The organism is Halolactibacillus sp. JCM 19043 (genome assembly GCF_001310395.1).
Lineage (GTDB): Bacteria > Bacillota > Bacilli > Bacillales > Amphibacillaceae > Halolactibacillus > Halolactibacillus miurensis.
Genome location: NZ_BAXD01000010.1, coordinates 18,175 through 33,498, shown reverse-complemented (window position 1 = coordinate 33,498; position 15,324 = coordinate 18,175). Strand labels below are relative to the sequence as shown.

Sequence of the window (15,324 nt, the reverse complement as noted above, 5' to 3'; positions counted from 1 at the left end):
GCGACTAACAGAAGCGTTAATCGCAGCCACACATTATTTCATTTCTTTTTTGTATTGTTCGAATTCTTTCGTTGTACAGAGTACCAGTGTCCCTGTTTAATTTCCCTGAACTCTGGGTCCTCACTATGATCATGATCTTTTTCTGGATCATATTCCACACGACGACGTGTGCGCTCATAGTCAGGGTCTGGTAGTGGAATCGCTGAAAGTAGTGAGCGAGTATAAGGATGCATTGGATTCTTATAAAGTTCATCACTATCCGCAATCTCGACCATTTTACCGAAGTACATGACACCAATCCGATCACTAATGTATTTTACCATCGATAAATCGTGGGCAATAAATAAATACGTGTAACCGAAACGATCTTGTAAGTCTTTAAGCAAGTTAACCACTTGTGCTTGAATCGATACATCAAGTGCTGAAATAGGTTCATCAGCAATAATAAATTCAGGTTCAACCGCAAGCGCGCGGGCAATACCGATACGCTGACGCTGTCCACCACTAAATTCGTGAGGATAACGGTTCGCGTGCTCTTTATTCAAACCAACGGTTTCTAACAATTCAAAGACGCGCGCTTGACGTTCCTTAGGTGATTTCACTAAGCCGTGAATATCTAACCCTTCTGCGACAATATCCATAACTGTCATACGTGGATTAAGTGACGCGTAAGGATCTTGGAAAATCATTTGCATTTTTTGATTGAATGTTTTTAAATCCGCTTTATTTTTCTTACCGTGAACACTTTCACCTTTAAATAAGACATCACCGTCAGTCGCATTGTAAAGACGAATAATACTACGACCCGTTGTTGACTTACCACAACCAGACTCACCTACTAAACCGAAGGTTTCCCCTTTAAAAATATCAAAGGTAATCCCATCAACCGCTTTAACAACTGAGTGTCTACCGGTTTTAAAGTGTTGTTTAAGATTTCTAACTTCTAGTAATTTTTCTTTACTCATGAACGATCACCTTCCTTTTTACGTTCTTCAGGCACGTTCGCATGTAGATTGTCTTTCATACGCGATTGAACCGCTAAAGGTGGTTCCACCTTAGGGGCATGTTCATGTAACAACCATGTCGCTGCGTAATGTGTATCTGACACTTTAAACATCGGTGGTTGTTCGACAAAGTCAATTTCCATCGCATACTCATTACGAGTCGCAAAGGCATCCCCTATCGGAGGGTTCAACATGTCTGGTGGTGAACCAGGAATAGCAATCAGAGATTCTTCTTCATTATCCAGTGTTGGCATAGAGCCAAGTAACCCCCATGTGTACGGGTGTTTTGGATTATAGAAGATTTCATCAGCTGTTCCGATTTCAACAATTTTACCCGCGTACATAACCGCTACACGATCGGCTACGTTCGCAACGACACCAAGGTCGTGGGTAATAAAGATGATGGAGCTATCTACTTTTTTCTGAATATCTTTCATTAGTTCTAAGATTTGCGCTTGAATTGTGACGTCAAGTGCTGTTGTTGGCTCATCCGCAATTAAAATCTTTGGCCCACAAGCTAAAGCAATTGCAATGACAATCCGTTGACGCTGTCCACCAGAGAACTGGTGTGGATATTGATCAATACGTTTTTCTGGTTCAGGTAATCCTACAAGCTCAAGTAATTCAAGTGTACGCTTACGCGCTTCTTTTTTACTGATTTTGTTGTGCTTGAGTAACCCTTCCATGACTTGTGTGCCTATTTTCATTGTTGGGTTAAGGGATGTCATGGGATCTTGGAAAATCGTTGAAATATCTTTTCCACGAATTTTCTGCATCTCACGTTCACTTAACGTCGCAAGGTCTTTACCTTCAAATAATATTTCACCTTCTTTGATGCGTCCAGGAGGTGAAGGAATCAGTTTCGCGAGTGCACGTGTGGTCACTGATTTACCTGAACCTGACTCACCTACAATCGCGAGTGTTTCACCTTTTTTCAAATCAAAAGAAACACCACGAACCGCTTGCACTTCACCACCGTAGGTATCAAAAGAAACATGCAAATTTTTAACTTCTAAAATATTTTCCATGATTTTTTTCTACCTCCTATTCTCTCATTTTCGGATCGAGTGCATCACGTAGACCATCTGCTAGGATATTGAATCCAATCATGATGAGTGACATAACGATCGCTGGGAAAATCATGATGTATGGATTTACTTGAAGTGCTTTAAATCCATCGTTAATTAGTGTACCGAGCGATGTATCCGGCGCTTGTAGACCTAAACCGATAAAGCTTAAGAATGCTTCAAAGAAGATGGCGTTCGGAATCGTAAACATCGCATTGATAATAATTAAACCAATTGTGTTTGGAATGAGGTGTTTCGTCAAAATTCGCGTATGGCTAGCACCTAATGTACGTGAAGCAAGCACGAATTCTTGTCCTTTAAGTTTTAAGACTTGGCCACGTACAATCCGGGCCATACCTGTCCAACCTGTAATCGTTAAGGCGATAATAATCGCCACAATACCAGGGTCTAAGATCATAATCATTAAAATAACAACAACTAAGTTGGAATCCCGATTAAGACCTCGATAATACGCTGCATAATGGTATCCGTACGTCCACCAAAGTAAGCAGAAATACCACCATAAGCAACCCCAACAAGCATATCAATGAACGCTGCAACTAGGGCAATTAATAGCGAGATACGTGTTCCTAACCACACCCGTGTGAATAAGTCACGACCAAGTGTATCGGTACCAAACCAGAAGTACTCGTCGACACCTTGAGCCGCATATTTATCAAACGCATACTCAACAACAGCCAGTTCACCTGTTTCATTGTTCGGCTCTTGTTTCACTTCAGCTTCAATAAACTCTGTATCTGGCTGTTGGAAACGGGCTAACGCGCGTTGTTCCGCTAATTCAATCGTATCAGCTTCAAATGTTTCTCGATTTTTACCATCAAGTCCCAACCAAGAGAAGTTCTCTAATCCTTGCACTTTAGGTGGCATTCTTGAGAGAGATAAGTCTTGATCATCTAAGCCGTGTGAACTAAAGATAGGGCCAAAGATGGCCATTAAGACGATTAAAATTAAGACAATCATGCCAAATAAGGCACCTTTATTTTTTCTTAATCGCATCCAAGAATCTTGCCAGAAGGTCAAACTTGGACGATTAATTTTCTCACTTGTATCCTCACGGTCTTTCGCCATGACAAACAAGTCTTTATTTGGTTCGTTACTCATCAATCGTCACCTCCAGCTAAACGGATACGTGGATCGACTATACCGTAAAGTAAATCGATAATTAAAATAACTAAGATGAAGAAGAACGCAAAGAATAACGTTGTCCCCATAATAATTGAATAATCGTTTGTTAAAACACCACGTGTAAATTGTTCCCCTAAACCAGGAACCGAGAAAATCTGTTCAATAACAAGTGTCCCTGTCATTAAACTCACCGCCATTGGTCCCATGACGGTAATCAGTGGGATCAAAGCGTTACGTAACGCATGCTTAAAGATTAAAGCAAAATTTGATACACCTTTCGCTTTCGCAGTGACCATATAGTCTGATCCCAATACCTCAATCATTTCTGTCCGTAAGAATCGTGAAGAAATGGCCATTGGGAAAATCGAAAGCGAAATGATTGGCATAATCATTTGCTCTGGTGTACCCCAGAATGCAATCGGGAGTAATCCCCATTTCACTCCGACAAAGTATTGCAGTAATCCTGCAAAAATAAATGAGGGAATTGAAATCCCTAATACGGAAACAATGTTTGCTCCATAATCAAAAATCGTATTGTGCTTAATTGATGCCAATAATCCTAATAACATTCCAAAGAATGTTCCAATAAATAACGCCCAAATACCTAATTGCGCGGATACGGGAACACCGGCCATTAGAATACTCGTTACAGGTTGGTTTTTCAGTTGGAATGAGACCCCTAAATCACCTTGCACTAAGTTACCGATATATTTGAAATACTGAATTAGGATTGGCTGATCTAATCCATACTTCGCTTCAATGATCGCACGTTGTGCGGCTGTCACCTTTTGTTCGGCAGTTAGTGGAGAACCTGGGAGCAACTTCATGAGGATAAATGAAAATGTGGCGATAATAAATAAAGTAATCAGCATGTATCCTGCTCGTTTTGCAATGTACTTACCCATAAATTTCCCTCCTAATCAATTTTATTGATTATTCTACAAGAAAGTTCAAACAATTCAAACTTTATCTTAACACGGAAAAAGAGAGTATATGCCCTAAAAAGGCAGTACACTCTCTTCCAAGAACAAGTCTTGGCCTTCCGCAGCTGTTATTTTTTACTCTTCAATGTAAGCGTATTTATATGTGAAATCTGCTCCCATTGGGTTAGAAATAACACCTTTTACAGATGGACGCCATAGATATGCACGAGAACGTTGGTATAGAGGTGCAATAGCTGCATCTTCCATTAATACTTTCTCAGCCTCTAAGAAGTTTTCATAGCGTGCTGTTAAATCTGTAATTAATTCATTATTTGCTTCGTGAACTAACGTATCGTATTCTTCATTGTTGTAGTTCATTGTCATGTAAGGTGAATCTGATGTCCACATGTTCAACCATGTACTTGGATCAAGGTAGTCAGGACCCCAACCAGAGTTTTGGATATCATACTCACTGTTTTCATCACGTGAAATACGTTCTTCAAATGGTACAGATGTTACTTCAACAGTTAAACCTTCTAAGTTACCTTCAAGTTGGTTTTTGATGTAAGCATCCATTTCCTGTGCAACTTCACTGTCACCACCAAGGTAACCAAGTTCTACAGTATCAGTGCCTAACTCTTCAAGTGCTGTTGCCCAGTATTCTTTTGCTGCTTCTTTATCTTCTACAATAAGATCGCCATTGATTTCACGGAAATCTTCACCAGTATCTGGGTGAGAAGTAAAGCTTGATGGTACCGCACCATTGAAACTAATGAACCGTTTGCTAAGATAACATCAACAAGACCTTGCTTACCAATAGTCATCGCAATCGCTTTACGTACATTAATGTTTGATAAAAATTCGTTGTCATGGTTAAACTTCAAGTAGAATAATACCGCTTCACCAAGTGTTCTGTAATCTTCAGTACCAGCATACTGTGCTACATACTCAGCAGATAAACCTGCGCGGTCAATTTCTCCCGTATTGTATAAGTTTACACCAGTACTAGTCTCTTTTACAATACTAACGTTGATATTTTCTAATTTTACATTATCTTTATCCCAGTAATCTTCGTTTTTAACAAGTGTCCATTGGTTAGCATTTTCACCTGTTGGATTCCATTCAGTTAACACGAATGGTCCGTTATACAATAAGTTCTCTGAGTTAAGTGCGTAATCTGAACCCTTTTCAGTTACGAATGCTTCGTTCTGAGGTAGGTAAGTACCGAATGTTAATAAACTGTGGAAGTAAGGTACTGGCTTTTCTAAAGTAATTTTAAGTTCGTAATCACTTGTAGCCTCAACACCTAAAGTATCCACTTCTGCTTCGCCGTTTGAAATGGCTTCAGCATTTTTAAGCACACCGTTCATCATGAATGGACCGTATTCAGAACCAGTTTCTGGGTTCACGGCACGGCGCCATGCAAAAACGAAATCATGTGCTGTCACTGGGTCACTATTTGACCATACAGCATCTTCACGTAGTGTGACTGTCCACTCTAAACCGTCTTCAGAAACAACTGGGTCACCATCAGCAATCGCTGGAACTGGTGTTGTGTTTTCATCTAAACGATATAGACCTTCCATTGTTTCATTTAACCATTGGAATGCCACTGCATCCGTTGCCATAACAGAATCCATTGTTGGGATCTGTGATGCTTCGATTAAATTAAGTACTTGTTCTCCACTAGCTGAGCCAGCGTCATCAGAACCTGAATCGTCTTGTTCTGAATCTGAACCTCCATCATTTCCACTATTGTCGCTGTCTGATGTATCATCTCCACCACACGCAACTAAAAACATACTCATGACTAATCCGAGGATTAGCAGCAATAAGCTCTTTTTCTTCATCTTGGAAAGACCTCCCCTATTTTTAATTTTCTAAATATTCCGCAGATGAATAATACTGCAATTTGAATTATACTACCTTTTTTCAAATAATGCACTGATTTTTTAGAAAATTATAAACATACAATATCAAAAGTGTTGATATAACAACTTTTACCGAAAATAAAATAGTCCTTTTTTACTATTGAACGTTCGGGTTTGAACTTGAATATAATGGCATTACTTATCTTTTCATTGGATGAATCCAATGCCATCAAGGGATTATTGATGACAGTCTTACATTTGTGTCTGTCTGTTTACGAATGATAACTTGTGGTATAATGAGTCTAGTTTTATTGAAGATGGAGGTAACAAATGAAAAAACACATACAAGGCATTGCATTTTTATTACAACTGATAGGTTTAGTTTTGTTTAGTCTTACAACTAGTGAATCGTTCTTAACCTTGTTTAATACGACCACATACATCTTTTTGTTTCATTTATTGATTTATTTATCTCTTGTTACACTGCATGCGCGGTTTTTTGACGGTTTTCTTTATGGCATGCATCGCGTTTTTAGAAGTAAAAACAGACCAGGATCAATGGAGACTGAGTTTCAACCTGTATCTGAAAAAATTAAACGGCCCGTTGTTCATTTTTTTAAATATCAAACCCTCTTCTTTCTGTTAAGTAATCTATTACTGTTAGTCTTTTATTTGCTTAATTAGTTTAGAAATGATGTTTCTATAGGGCAACAACTTCATTAACATAATCCGTGATTAAAAGATAATTTAAATTTCGAACAAAAAAATAAAAAATGGCTCGGTCGTATCAACTACGACCGAGCCTTTCTATATTGTGACCGTCGTCTTCTTGCAATACAAAGTCAACAACTAGCCTTATTTAAGCATGCGTTTATCTCTTGTCTACAATCAATTTTTTAATTGATTTGGCGGCAATAACTTTCCCTTCACTCACAACGTCGCCATCAATCACCAGTCCTGGTGTCTTTAATACACCTAACCGCGCAATTTCACCGTAATCTTCCACTTTTTCAATGGTTGCCTCTACATTCAAATCTCTAACAGCCTCTTCTGTGTTCTCCATTAATTTCTTGCAGTTTTTACAACCTGGTCCTAAAATTTTAATGTTCATCTGTCATTCTCCTTTTGTATATATATTTACCACACCTATTGATACGTGTGGATGTCGCTTACACATTTAAAAAGTTAAATAAGTAGCCTATCAATATAATCCCAACAAACATGATGAAAACAAACGCCACCATTAATTTACCTTTAACAACTTTACTTAACATAATCAGTGATGGCAATGATAAGGCAACAACCGACATCATAAAGCTAAGAATCGTCCCAACACTTACCCCTTTTGCAATTAAAGCCTCAGCAATGGGTAGTGTACCAAAAATATCAGCATAAATCGGCATACCGATCACTGTCGCAATCACTACGGCAAATGGATTGTCTTCACCTAAGATTGAGGTAATCAAGCTCTCTGGAATCCAGTTATGAATAAGAGCCCCAATGAATACCCCTCCTAATACATACAGCCACACCCGTTGAAAGATTTCTTTCACTTGTTGAATAGAAAAATCAATCCGGTCTTTTAGCGTTAATTCATCAAGCGGTTTATCCGACGCTGTTTCGTAACGCACAACGTCACGCCCAAGGTCTAATCGGTCAATAATATAACCACCAACAACAGCCAGTATTAATCCCACGACAACATATATGACGGAAAATTTAAGACCAAAGAAACTCATCAACATAATGAATGAAGCTAAATCAACCATAGGTGAGGATATAAGAAAACTAAACGTGACCCCAACAGGTAGACCACTTGACGTAAACCCAATAAAAATAGGGATGCTGGAACAACTACAAAATGGTGTGAGTGTTCCGAGTAACGCCCCTATCACATAGCCTAAAAAACCTTTTACATTTCCAAGTAAACGCTTCGTTCGTTCTGGTGGAAAATAGCTCTGAATATAAGAGATAAAAAAGATAACGGCCGTCAACAATATGAAAATCTTGACCGTATCATATATAAAGAAATGGACACTTTCACCTATACGTGATGACATTGATAAACCAAAAACACCCTCAACGAGCCACTCAACAAGGTCGTATAACCACGTCATTTTAAATAATTGATCATTCATCCACTGAAAGAAAACCATTATCTTCCCTCCTCCTGCTTTAATAAGTGAAGTAAGGCCTTAACTAATGGCTTGTCCGCTAATTCATAAACGGTGAATTTGCCTCTTTTTTCTTTTTGTACAACACCGCCACGTTCTAAAATTTTTAAGTGATGTGAAATCGTCGAGTTCGCAATGTCTAACGCATCGACCATCTCACAAAGACAGGCAGGCGCGATCGTTAAAAAGCTAATCAATCGCAGGCGCGTGTCATCGCCAAAGGCTTTAAATGTCTTGGCAAACAGCTGTCGAGTCGTTTCATCTTCTACGACTGATAATGTCTGTAATCCCGCTATGTAATCGATCGCTAACTGGTCATTTTCTCTAATAACATGTTGATTTCCCAAATCATCATCCCCTCTCTTTTTAGAAAGTATATCACCATGTGAAGCATAACACAACTACTTTTTTAGTTTTGTAGTTTTGACTTTTTGATAACGCGACACTTTTTTGCTTCTCTAAAAAGCTTGTAACCTCTAGCGGTGTCTTAGCCACTTTGCCTTCACTTTATCTCCCTTCATGTTTTCTGTTATTTTCTTTTGTCATCGGTTGTGCTATAATTTTGTCATTGAAAGATAACTCTGAATCTCAGAGCGATAATTGTTATGACAAAGTTGGTTTATTATCCAAAGGAAACGTTAGCGAGCCTGGACGGTGTAAGCAGGTGTTTTAGGATGATAATGTGGGAACTTTTGAACATGTGTTTAGAAATAAGCACCGTATTTCTGGCGTTAACAGACAAGTTGATCTCATGCATTTAGAGGTAACAAGGGTGGTACCGCGGTTTTATCGTCCCTTGGATACTTTTAGGCATGTTTTTTTGTTTTTATTTTTATCACAACAATTTGATACAAAGGAAAGGTGAACAGGTATGGAAACTATTTTTTCAGGGATTCAACCAAGTGGCACATTAACACTTGGCAATTATTTAGGCGCGATGAAACAGTTCGTTGAACTACAGGAGGATTATGACTGTTATTTTTGTATTGTGGACGAACATGCGATCACCGTTCCACAAGACAGACTAAAACTTCGCGAAAACATTCGCTCACTGGCCGCACTTTATCTCGCGAGTGGCATCGACCCAGACAAAGCGACGTTATTTATTCAATCAGAAGTGTCCGCGCATACTCAACTCGGTTGGATTATGCAAACCCAAAGTTATATCGGTGAATTAGAACGCATGACCCAATTTAAAGATAAATCAGCAGGTAAAGAAGGCGTCTCTTCTGCTCTACTCACTTATCCACCATTGATGGCGGCGGACATTCTATTATATAATACCAATCTTGTGCCTGTTGGGAATGACCAAAAACAGCATTTAGAATTAACGCGTGACTTAGCTGAGCGATTCAACCGGAAATATAACGCTATCTTTACTGTTCCTGAAGTGAAAATTTCTGAAGTTGGTGCTCGGATCATGTCACTCCAAGAGCCAACGAAGAAGATGAGTAAGTCTGACGAAAATCAAAAAGCAACGATCTACATGTTAGATGAACCGAAAAAAATCATTAAAAAAATTAAAAGTGCCGTCACTGACTCAGAAGGCGTTGTCCGTTTTGATCCAACGGATAAGCCAGGCGTATCGAACTTGTTGACAATCCTTTCAAGCGCAACAAATACACCGATAAAAGATTTAGAACAACAGTACGCGGGCGTTGGGTATGGTCAATTTAAGCAAGACGTCGCTGATGCGGTAGTCAACGTACTTGAACCTATCCAACAACGTTACAGTGACATCATTACCTCCGACACCCTAGATGAGGTTCTCGACCAAGGGCGAGATGCCGCTAGTCGTGTCGCTGATAAAACTTTAGCAAAAGCTAAAAAAGCTATGGGGCTCGGTCGCGTCAGAAAAAGTAAGTAGGCAATAAGCTAATTATCTAGCCTGACACTATAACGGCAATGCGACAGTCAATATGAAGAACGGACCGAGACAACGCTCTCGGTCCGTTCTTTTTAACGTTAATATTGAAAATGCTCAAAAGTTTCTTCAACGACCGCCTCTTCGTATAACTCTTGGTAACAGGCATCAAGTGGCAACATGTTTTTAACTAATTCCTCGTGTACTGCTGTATACCCTGTCTTTAACTCTTCTAGAAAGCTTGGCCCGAAATCTTTTGCTGGTCGCTTTTTTAGTCGATAATACAGCGTCGTAAAATAAGTGAGCGCCTCATACTGTTCATTTAAGGTTAATTGTTCCAACATAAACAGCAACAAACTTTTTATTTCTCTTTCTTTACGCGTTAAGCCAACAAGGTGCGGATGCGTTAAATGATAAATCGAAGGCGTCTCTCGCTGTTTTTCTATTTGGTATTGACAAGGTTTAAGCGTTTGACACATGGTAAGGACTTGTTTTTCTTTAATCGGCGTGAGCCTCGATTTTAATAACGGGAAGTCATAACCTAACGTATCTATCGCCAATACCGCCGTTTGATCACAAATAATCGCACCAAAATCATAGCGATGGTGATGCTTATAGCTCGATTGAAACATACGCCGCATCAATTCTTTTGGAAGAGGCGCCAGACTCGTTTCAATAAGGTGAAAGGTCGAGGGTTCAAGACATAGGACGGGCAATGTCTGATACGTATCTAAAAAATCTCTTTTTCGCCATTCGTAATATGGACTGATCATTAATGGTTCTGTTTCCGCTTCAAACCAATTCACTTTGACGTGATGCACACAGGACATGACAAGTTCCTCCCTTTAGTCGTAGTATTTACAAGTTGGAGGTTTTTAATCCGAAAAATAGCGATCCAATCGTTTAATTCCAATGAGTACCATAAGTAAGCCAACGAAAAATAATTGGCACGTCGTTTGTTGCACCATAAATGTGACATACGTTTTTAGATCAAACGGTTGTGGCATGAGATTCAAATATAAAATAGCCATCACCCCACCTTGAACCATAAAACCAAACCCTATTAAAAAGACCACCACTTTTCCTAACTCCTTTAATCATTAGTGACTCACTTGCTGTATCTTATGACCAGAACGCCTAGACTATGCAAAAAAAGTGTCCCGCTCATCTTAATCAAGACGAGAGACACTTTTTTCGTTAAAATCATCCTATCATTTCATTAATCATTAAATTTCTTAAAGACGAGACAAGCGTTATGCCCACCAAAACCGAGTGAATTACTCAGAGCATACGTGATGTCTTTTTTGCGTTTTGTATTGGCAACGTAATCGAGATCACAGTCTGGGTCTGGTGTTTCCAGATTAATTGTTGGTGGGATGACACTATCCGTAATGGCCTTGATTGAGGCAATGGCTTCCACCGCACCAGCTGCCCCGAGTAAGTGACCGGTCATCGATTTCGTTGATGAAATCAATAACTGTTGACTGTGCTCACCAAACGCGCCTTTTATCGCTTCTGTTTCAAACTTGTCATTTAGCGGTGTACTCGTGCCGTGGGCATTAATATACTGAATATCTGACGGCAGAATACCTGCATCATTGATGGCCTGAAGCATGGCGCGCTTTGCCCCTTCACCATGTGGTGCTGGTGCCGTAATATGATACGCATCTGCTGTTGCCCCGTAACCGACAATTTCTGCGTAAATGTGGGCCCCACGCTTTTTCGCATGTTCAAGTGACTCTAACACAAGAATACCCGCGCCTTCTCCAATGACGAAACCATCTCGGTTTTGATCAAAGGGACGACTTGCCGTTTTTGGATCTGGGTTTGACGATAAAGCTTTTGCACTCGCAAAACCAGCGACGGCTAGGTTCGTAATCGGCGCTTCAGCACCACCTGTAATCATGACATCACTGTCACCACGCTCGATTACTTTAAATGCATCACCAATCGAATTGGTCCCAGTTGCACAAGCAGTTACTGTACATGAATTGATCCCTTTTGCTCCTAAGTGGATGGATATCTGACCAGCGGCCATATCAGGAATTAACATCGGTACGAGGAATGGGCTTACGCGACGATACCCTTTATCAACAAACTTGTGGAACTGTTCTTCATATGTCGTTAGTCCTCCGATACCCGAACCAACCCATACACCCACACGTTCAGCATTTGTATCATCAATCGTTAATTTTGCATCTTCTACCGCTACCGTTGCTGCTGCGAGCGCATACTGAGTAAATAAATCCATTCGTTTGGCATCTTTTTTATCCATATATATTGTCGGATCAAAGTCGGTTAACTCCGCCCCCACTTTTGATGGGAAATCATCTGGGTTCACTTTCGTGAGTGGACCAACACCACTTACACCCGCGAGTAAATTCGACCATAACGTTTCAATTGTTGAGCCAATCGGTGTCATGGCTCCCATACCTGTTATAACTACACGATTTTTCGTCATTGATTAATCCATCCTTTACTATCGAATTATTCTGTTACGCTCATTACATATAAAAGGGGTCGTTTATTCAGAACTGTTTAGATACGCTTTTATCGAAAGAACACGTCAATGTAAACTTATGTTGAAATCAGTCTCCACGACCATATGTTAAGAGCACGGCACCCCATGTTAAACCGCCACCAAAGCCAACTAATACAACATTGTCACCTGAGGTAATCTTGTTATTTTGCACTTCTTCTGATAACGCAATTGGAATCGATGCAGCTGAGGTATTGCCGTATTTGTTAATCGAGTACGCCATTTTCTCTTTTGGAATATCAAGACGCGTACGCGCCGCTTCCATAATCCGGACATTAGCTTGATGTGGAACTAAAAAGTCAACATCATCTTTTGTTAAGCCGGCTTTTAAGACAACATTCTCACTTGATTCAGGCATTTGACGTACGGCAAACTTAAAGACTTCACGGCCATTCATTCGAATCAATTCATTTTCTTGATAAAGAGCAGTGTCTCCTGTACCATCTGCGCCTAATTCAAATGACTTAATTCCGTAACCTTCTGCCACTTGCCCCATAACACAAGCACCGGCACCATCACCGAATAATACACACGTATTACGATCGGTCCAATCGGTAATTTTAGATAGTTTTTCTGCTCCAACAACAAGCACTTTTTCATAGCCGCCGTTTTCAATAAACTGAGCAGCGGTGATCATCCCGTACATAAAACCAGCACAGGCAGCTCCGACATCCATTGCTGCGGCCTTTGTCGCACCTAGCCGTTTTTGTAATTGACACGCTACAGAAGGAAACGCCATATCCCCGGTAATCGTCGCTACTAAAATTAAGTCTAACGCTTCCCCATCTATACCTGCATCACTTAAGGCCCGTACACTCGCTTCATAGGCTAAATCTGATGTTTCTTCATTCTCACTTGCAATATGTCTTGTTTCTATACCTGTTCGTGATTGAATCCACTCATCTGATGTTTCCACTATTTTCTCTAAATCCTTATTTGTCATGATGCGTTCAGGCACATAATGCCCTAACCCTAAAATCCCAGCTGTCATATCTAAATACTCCTCACTTATATTTATAATCAAATATTAAGACTTGGTACTAATATATATAATAACGAGAGTAAAATCAAGCTTTTTTAAGCAGTTTCTCGCATATTCTTCATTAAACAATGAAATTGTTAAACGGAAACATTTCATTTTCATTAAAAGTTTGCTAGAATATATTAGTTATAATCTTTATATAAATGAGGTGACAACATGCGGGTAATTATTTTAATGGTTTGGTCATTTTTTATTTCTGTTCTACTTGGTTACGTTTTATCAAGCATGGCCGGCTCTTCATTTGAATGGTGGCCAGTCCTTATTTTGACGGCTGTATTTACGCTCATCGGCTTCTTTATTGGTGAGAAATACATTGAAGACTAGCGCTAGAGATGATTATTTTAGTCAAAGGCCAAAGCTAGTAGCTTTGGCCTTTTTGATTAAAATAATAATCCAATAGCGGTTAAGGCTGCAAGCGGCAAAAGAAACGGCGCAAAAGGTGATTGTTGATAATACGGCGGCCGGTGATAAGGCGAACCATAAGGTGGTCGGTGATACGGTGGCCGGTGGTATGGCGGTCTGTTATAGGGTGGATTATACGGTGGTCGGTGGTACGGTTGCCACGGTTGGTTAGGTGGTCGGTGATACGGTGGTCGATTTCTCTCCCACCCATCGTTAGACGGATTATCTCCATAATAACCAATTCAACGAATTGGTCATCAACAGCTTGCACATAAGCTTGTAACCTATTCCCCTCAGTTGTTTCAACCCATACGTAGCGATTTACATACGGTTCAAGATCAAACTTAGAATATTGATGCATCACATGTCACTCCTCTCATATACATTAGAATATGACGAGGCCAAAAACATGTGACACTATGGAGGAATAATTATGACGATATTTTCATTAGTTTTGTTTTACTTGTTTTTTGGTTTAGTCCAAGGATTGACTGAACCTATCCCCATTTCATCGAGTGGCCATTTGGTCATTATACAAGACTTATTCAATTTAAAAATGGAGAGCTTAACCTTTGAGGTCCTCGTTAATTTCGCCTCATTACTAGCTGTCTTAGTCATTTATCGACACGATATTATTCGACTAGCAACGAATGGTTTAGCCTTCATGTTCAGCAAAACGAAAAAAACGACGGCAATGAAACAAGATTTTATGTTTATTGTGTATGTAATCATCGCCACCATCCCTGCGGGTGTGATTGGTTTATTATTTGAAGATGTCATCGCAGAAACGTTCGCCGGCGCCAACATGGTCGGTCTGACGTTAATCATCACCGGGATTGCATTATTTATTATTCGTAACTTAAAGGGCAAAAATCAGATCGTGATCTCAGTCTAAAAGATGCAATTATCGTTGGTTTAAGCCAGTCAGTGGCTTTGATTCCAGGTATTAGTCGCAGTGGCGCGACTATTGTTGCGGCTATGTTACTCGGGATGAAACAAGAAACCGCCTTACGCTTTTCTTTCTTGCTTTACATCCCTGTCTCGCTTGGCACCTTCATTTTAAAAGTCTCTGATATCTTTAGCGAAGGTGCAGGGGCAATGGTTTTACCTTATACAGCTGCATTTATCGCCGCACTTATTGCCACGTATTTCTCGTTACGTTGGTTTATGCATATAATGGAACGTGGTAACTTAATTTATTTCTCTATCTATTGTTTCATTGTCGGTTCATTTGCCTTTTTCATGCTGTAAGACGCTTATTCATTCACACAACTACCAAATAAGAGGAGGGA

The 15,324-nt window shown here is 39.8% G+C and carries 15 protein-coding genes and 3 pseudogenes; 4 read left to right on the top strand and 14 right to left on the bottom strand.

Going from position 1 to position 15,324, the window contains the following annotated elements; all coding sequences use genetic code 11:
- Window positions 1-33 precede the first annotated feature (33 nt).
- From JCM19043_RS07040 to JCM19043_RS07020, 6 genes and pseudogenes are all read right to left on the bottom strand, one after another.
- Window positions 34-965: pseudogene (locus JCM19043_RS07040) on the bottom strand (ABC transporter ATP-binding protein).
- Window positions 962-2,032: an ABC transporter ATP-binding protein gene (locus JCM19043_RS07035; RefSeq protein ID WP_062321217.1), complete on the bottom strand. Its 1,071-nt coding sequence runs from the start codon at window positions 2,030-2,032 to the stop codon at window positions 962-964. Before JCM19043_RS07035 ends, JCM19043_RS07040 begins: the two are co-directional and overlap by 4 nt.
- A 16-nt stretch (window positions 2,033-2,048) precedes the next feature.
- A pseudogene (opp3C, locus tag JCM19043_RS07030) lies at window positions 2,049-3,193 on the bottom strand (oligopeptide ABC transporter permease).
- Entirely contained in the window at window positions 3,193-4,122 is a 930-nt protein-coding gene (locus JCM19043_RS07025) for an ABC transporter permease (protein ID WP_062321216.1), read from the bottom strand. The pseudogene opp3C and the gene JCM19043_RS07025 overlap by 1 nt, the downstream one beginning before the upstream one ends.
- 153 nt (window positions 4,123-4,275) lie before the next feature.
- Window positions 4,276-4,845 (bottom strand): ABC transporter substrate-binding protein, encoded by a 570-nt coding sequence (locus JCM19043_RS18760; RefSeq protein WP_369813812.1) that lies wholly within the window; start codon window positions 4,843-4,845, stop codon window positions 4,276-4,278.
- On the bottom strand, window positions 4,824-5,990 hold the full coding sequence (locus JCM19043_RS07020; RefSeq protein WP_369813803.1) for a peptide ABC transporter substrate-binding protein: 1,167 nt from the start codon (window positions 5,988-5,990) through the stop codon (window positions 4,824-4,826). Before JCM19043_RS07020 ends, JCM19043_RS18760 begins: the two co-directional genes overlap by 22 nt.
- A gap of 351 nt (window positions 5,991-6,341) precedes the next feature.
- Here JCM19043_RS07020 and JCM19043_RS07015 point away from each other — a divergent pair, with 351 nt between their 5' ends.
- Window positions 6,342-6,695, top strand: coding sequence for a DUF3899 domain-containing protein (locus JCM19043_RS07015; RefSeq protein WP_062321214.1), 354 nt, complete (start codon window positions 6,342-6,344; stop codon window positions 6,693-6,695).
- 187 nt (window positions 6,696-6,882) lie between these two features.
- Here JCM19043_RS07015 and JCM19043_RS07010 read toward each other — a convergent pair whose 3' ends face one another.
- The 3 genes from JCM19043_RS07010 to JCM19043_RS07000 are packed head-to-tail and all read right to left on the bottom strand — an operon-like array spanning window position 6,883 to window position 8,532.
- On the bottom strand, window positions 6,883-7,122 hold the full coding sequence (locus JCM19043_RS07010; protein WP_062321211.1) for a thioredoxin family protein: 240 nt from the start codon (window positions 7,120-7,122) through the stop codon (window positions 6,883-6,885).
- 58 nt (window positions 7,123-7,180) lie between these two features.
- The gene (locus JCM19043_RS07005; RefSeq protein ID WP_062321210.1) at window positions 7,181-8,167 is read right to left on the bottom strand and encodes a permease; all 987 of its coding nucleotides are present in this window, start codon (window positions 8,165-8,167) and stop codon (window positions 7,181-7,183) included.
- Window positions 8,167-8,532, bottom strand: a complete 366-nt coding sequence (locus JCM19043_RS07000) for a helix-turn-helix transcriptional regulator (RefSeq protein WP_062321208.1) — start codon at window positions 8,530-8,532, stop codon at window positions 8,167-8,169. The genes JCM19043_RS07005 and JCM19043_RS07000 overlap by 1 nt, the downstream gene beginning before the upstream one ends.
- Window positions 8,533-9,056: 524 nt before the next feature.
- On the opposite strand from JCM19043_RS07000, the gene trpS reads away from it, so the two are divergent.
- Window positions 9,057-10,052 (top strand): tryptophan--tRNA ligase, encoded by a 996-nt coding sequence (trpS, locus tag JCM19043_RS06995; RefSeq protein ID WP_062321206.1) that lies wholly within the window; start codon window positions 9,057-9,059, stop codon window positions 10,050-10,052.
- A gap of 98 nt (window positions 10,053-10,150) precedes the next feature.
- Here the strand turns inward: trpS and JCM19043_RS06990 are convergent, their stop codons facing one another.
- From JCM19043_RS06990 to JCM19043_RS06975, 4 genes are all read right to left on the bottom strand, one after another.
- Window positions 10,151-10,879 carry a DUF3603 family protein gene (locus tag JCM19043_RS06990; RefSeq protein ID WP_062321204.1) on the bottom strand — a complete coding sequence of 243 codons (729 nt, stop codon included), beginning with the start codon at window positions 10,877-10,879 and terminating at the stop codon, window positions 10,151-10,153.
- A 45-nt stretch (window positions 10,880-10,924) separates the two neighbouring features.
- Window positions 10,925-11,128, bottom strand: coding sequence for a hypothetical protein (locus JCM19043_RS06985; RefSeq protein ID WP_231631431.1), 204 nt, complete (start codon window positions 11,126-11,128; stop codon window positions 10,925-10,927).
- Between the two features lie 140 nt (window positions 11,129-11,268).
- Window positions 11,269-12,510, bottom strand: coding sequence for a beta-ketoacyl-ACP synthase II (fabF, locus tag JCM19043_RS06980; RefSeq protein ID WP_062321202.1), 1,242 nt, complete (start codon window positions 12,508-12,510; stop codon window positions 11,269-11,271).
- A gap of 127 nt (window positions 12,511-12,637) precedes the next feature.
- A complete protein-coding gene (locus tag JCM19043_RS06975) occupies window positions 12,638-13,579 on the bottom strand; it encodes a beta-ketoacyl-ACP synthase III (RefSeq protein WP_062321200.1) in 942 nt (313 codons plus the stop codon).
- A 207-nt stretch (window positions 13,580-13,786) separates the two neighbouring features.
- On the opposite strand from JCM19043_RS06975, the gene JCM19043_RS15980 reads away from it, so the two are divergent.
- On the top strand, window positions 13,787-13,954 hold the full coding sequence (locus JCM19043_RS15980; protein WP_082394462.1) for a DUF2929 family protein: 168 nt from the start codon (window positions 13,787-13,789) through the stop codon (window positions 13,952-13,954).
- Window positions 13,955-14,033: 79 nt separating this feature from the next.
- On the opposite strand, the gene JCM19043_RS18380 is transcribed toward JCM19043_RS15980, so the two are convergent.
- Window positions 14,034-14,393, bottom strand: coding sequence for a hypothetical protein (locus JCM19043_RS18380; protein ID WP_156321357.1), 360 nt, complete (start codon window positions 14,391-14,393; stop codon window positions 14,034-14,036).
- Window positions 14,394-14,465: 72 nt separating this feature from the next.
- Here JCM19043_RS18380 and JCM19043_RS06970 point away from each other — a divergent pair.
- A pseudogene (locus tag JCM19043_RS06970) lies at window positions 14,466-15,283 on the top strand (undecaprenyl-diphosphate phosphatase).
- The last annotated feature ends 41 nt before the right edge of the window (window positions 15,284-15,324 follow it).

What these genes read in the sequence shown, in the direction of transcription:
- JCM19043_RS07035 (WP_062321217.1), bottom strand. Translation starts at nt 2,032, where the DNA reads ATGGAAAATATTTTAGAAGTTAAAAATTTGCATGTTTCTTTTGATACC.
- JCM19043_RS07025 (WP_062321216.1), bottom strand. Translation starts at nt 4,122, where the DNA reads ATGGGTAAGTACATTGCAAAACGAGCAGGATACATGCTGATTACTTTA.
- JCM19043_RS07020 (WP_369813803.1), bottom strand. Translation starts at nt 5,990, where the DNA reads ATGAAGAAAAAGAGCTTATTGCTGCTAATCCTCGGATTAGTCATGAGT.
- JCM19043_RS07015 (WP_062321214.1), top strand. Translation starts at nt 6,342, where the DNA reads ATGAAAAAACACATACAAGGCATTGCATTTTTATTACAACTGATAGGT.
- JCM19043_RS07010 (WP_062321211.1), bottom strand. Translation starts at nt 7,122, where the DNA reads ATGAACATTAAAATTTTAGGACCAGGTTGTAAAAACTGCAAGAAATTA.
- JCM19043_RS07005 (WP_062321210.1), bottom strand. Translation starts at nt 8,167, where the DNA reads ATGGTTTTCTTTCAGTGGATGAATGATCAATTATTTAAAATGACGTGG.
- trpS (WP_062321206.1), top strand. Translation starts at nt 9,057, where the DNA reads ATGGAAACTATTTTTTCAGGGATTCAACCAAGTGGCACATTAACACTT.
- JCM19043_RS06990 (WP_062321204.1), bottom strand. Translation starts at nt 10,879, where the DNA reads ATGTCCTGTGTGCATCACGTCAAAGTGAATTGGTTTGAAGCGGAAACA.
- fabF (WP_062321202.1), bottom strand. Translation starts at nt 12,510, where the DNA reads ATGACGAAAAATCGTGTAGTTATAACAGGTATGGGAGCCATGACACCG.
- JCM19043_RS06975 (WP_062321200.1), bottom strand. Translation starts at nt 13,579, where the DNA reads ATGACAGCTGGGATTTTAGGGTTAGGGCATTATGTGCCTGAACGCATC.
- JCM19043_RS15980 (WP_082394462.1), top strand. Translation starts at nt 13,787, where the DNA reads ATGCGGGTAATTATTTTAATGGTTTGGTCATTTTTTATTTCTGTTCTA.
- JCM19043_RS18380 (WP_156321357.1), bottom strand. Translation starts at nt 14,393, where the DNA reads ATGCATCAATATTCTAAGTTTGATCTTGAACCGTATGTAAATCGCTAC.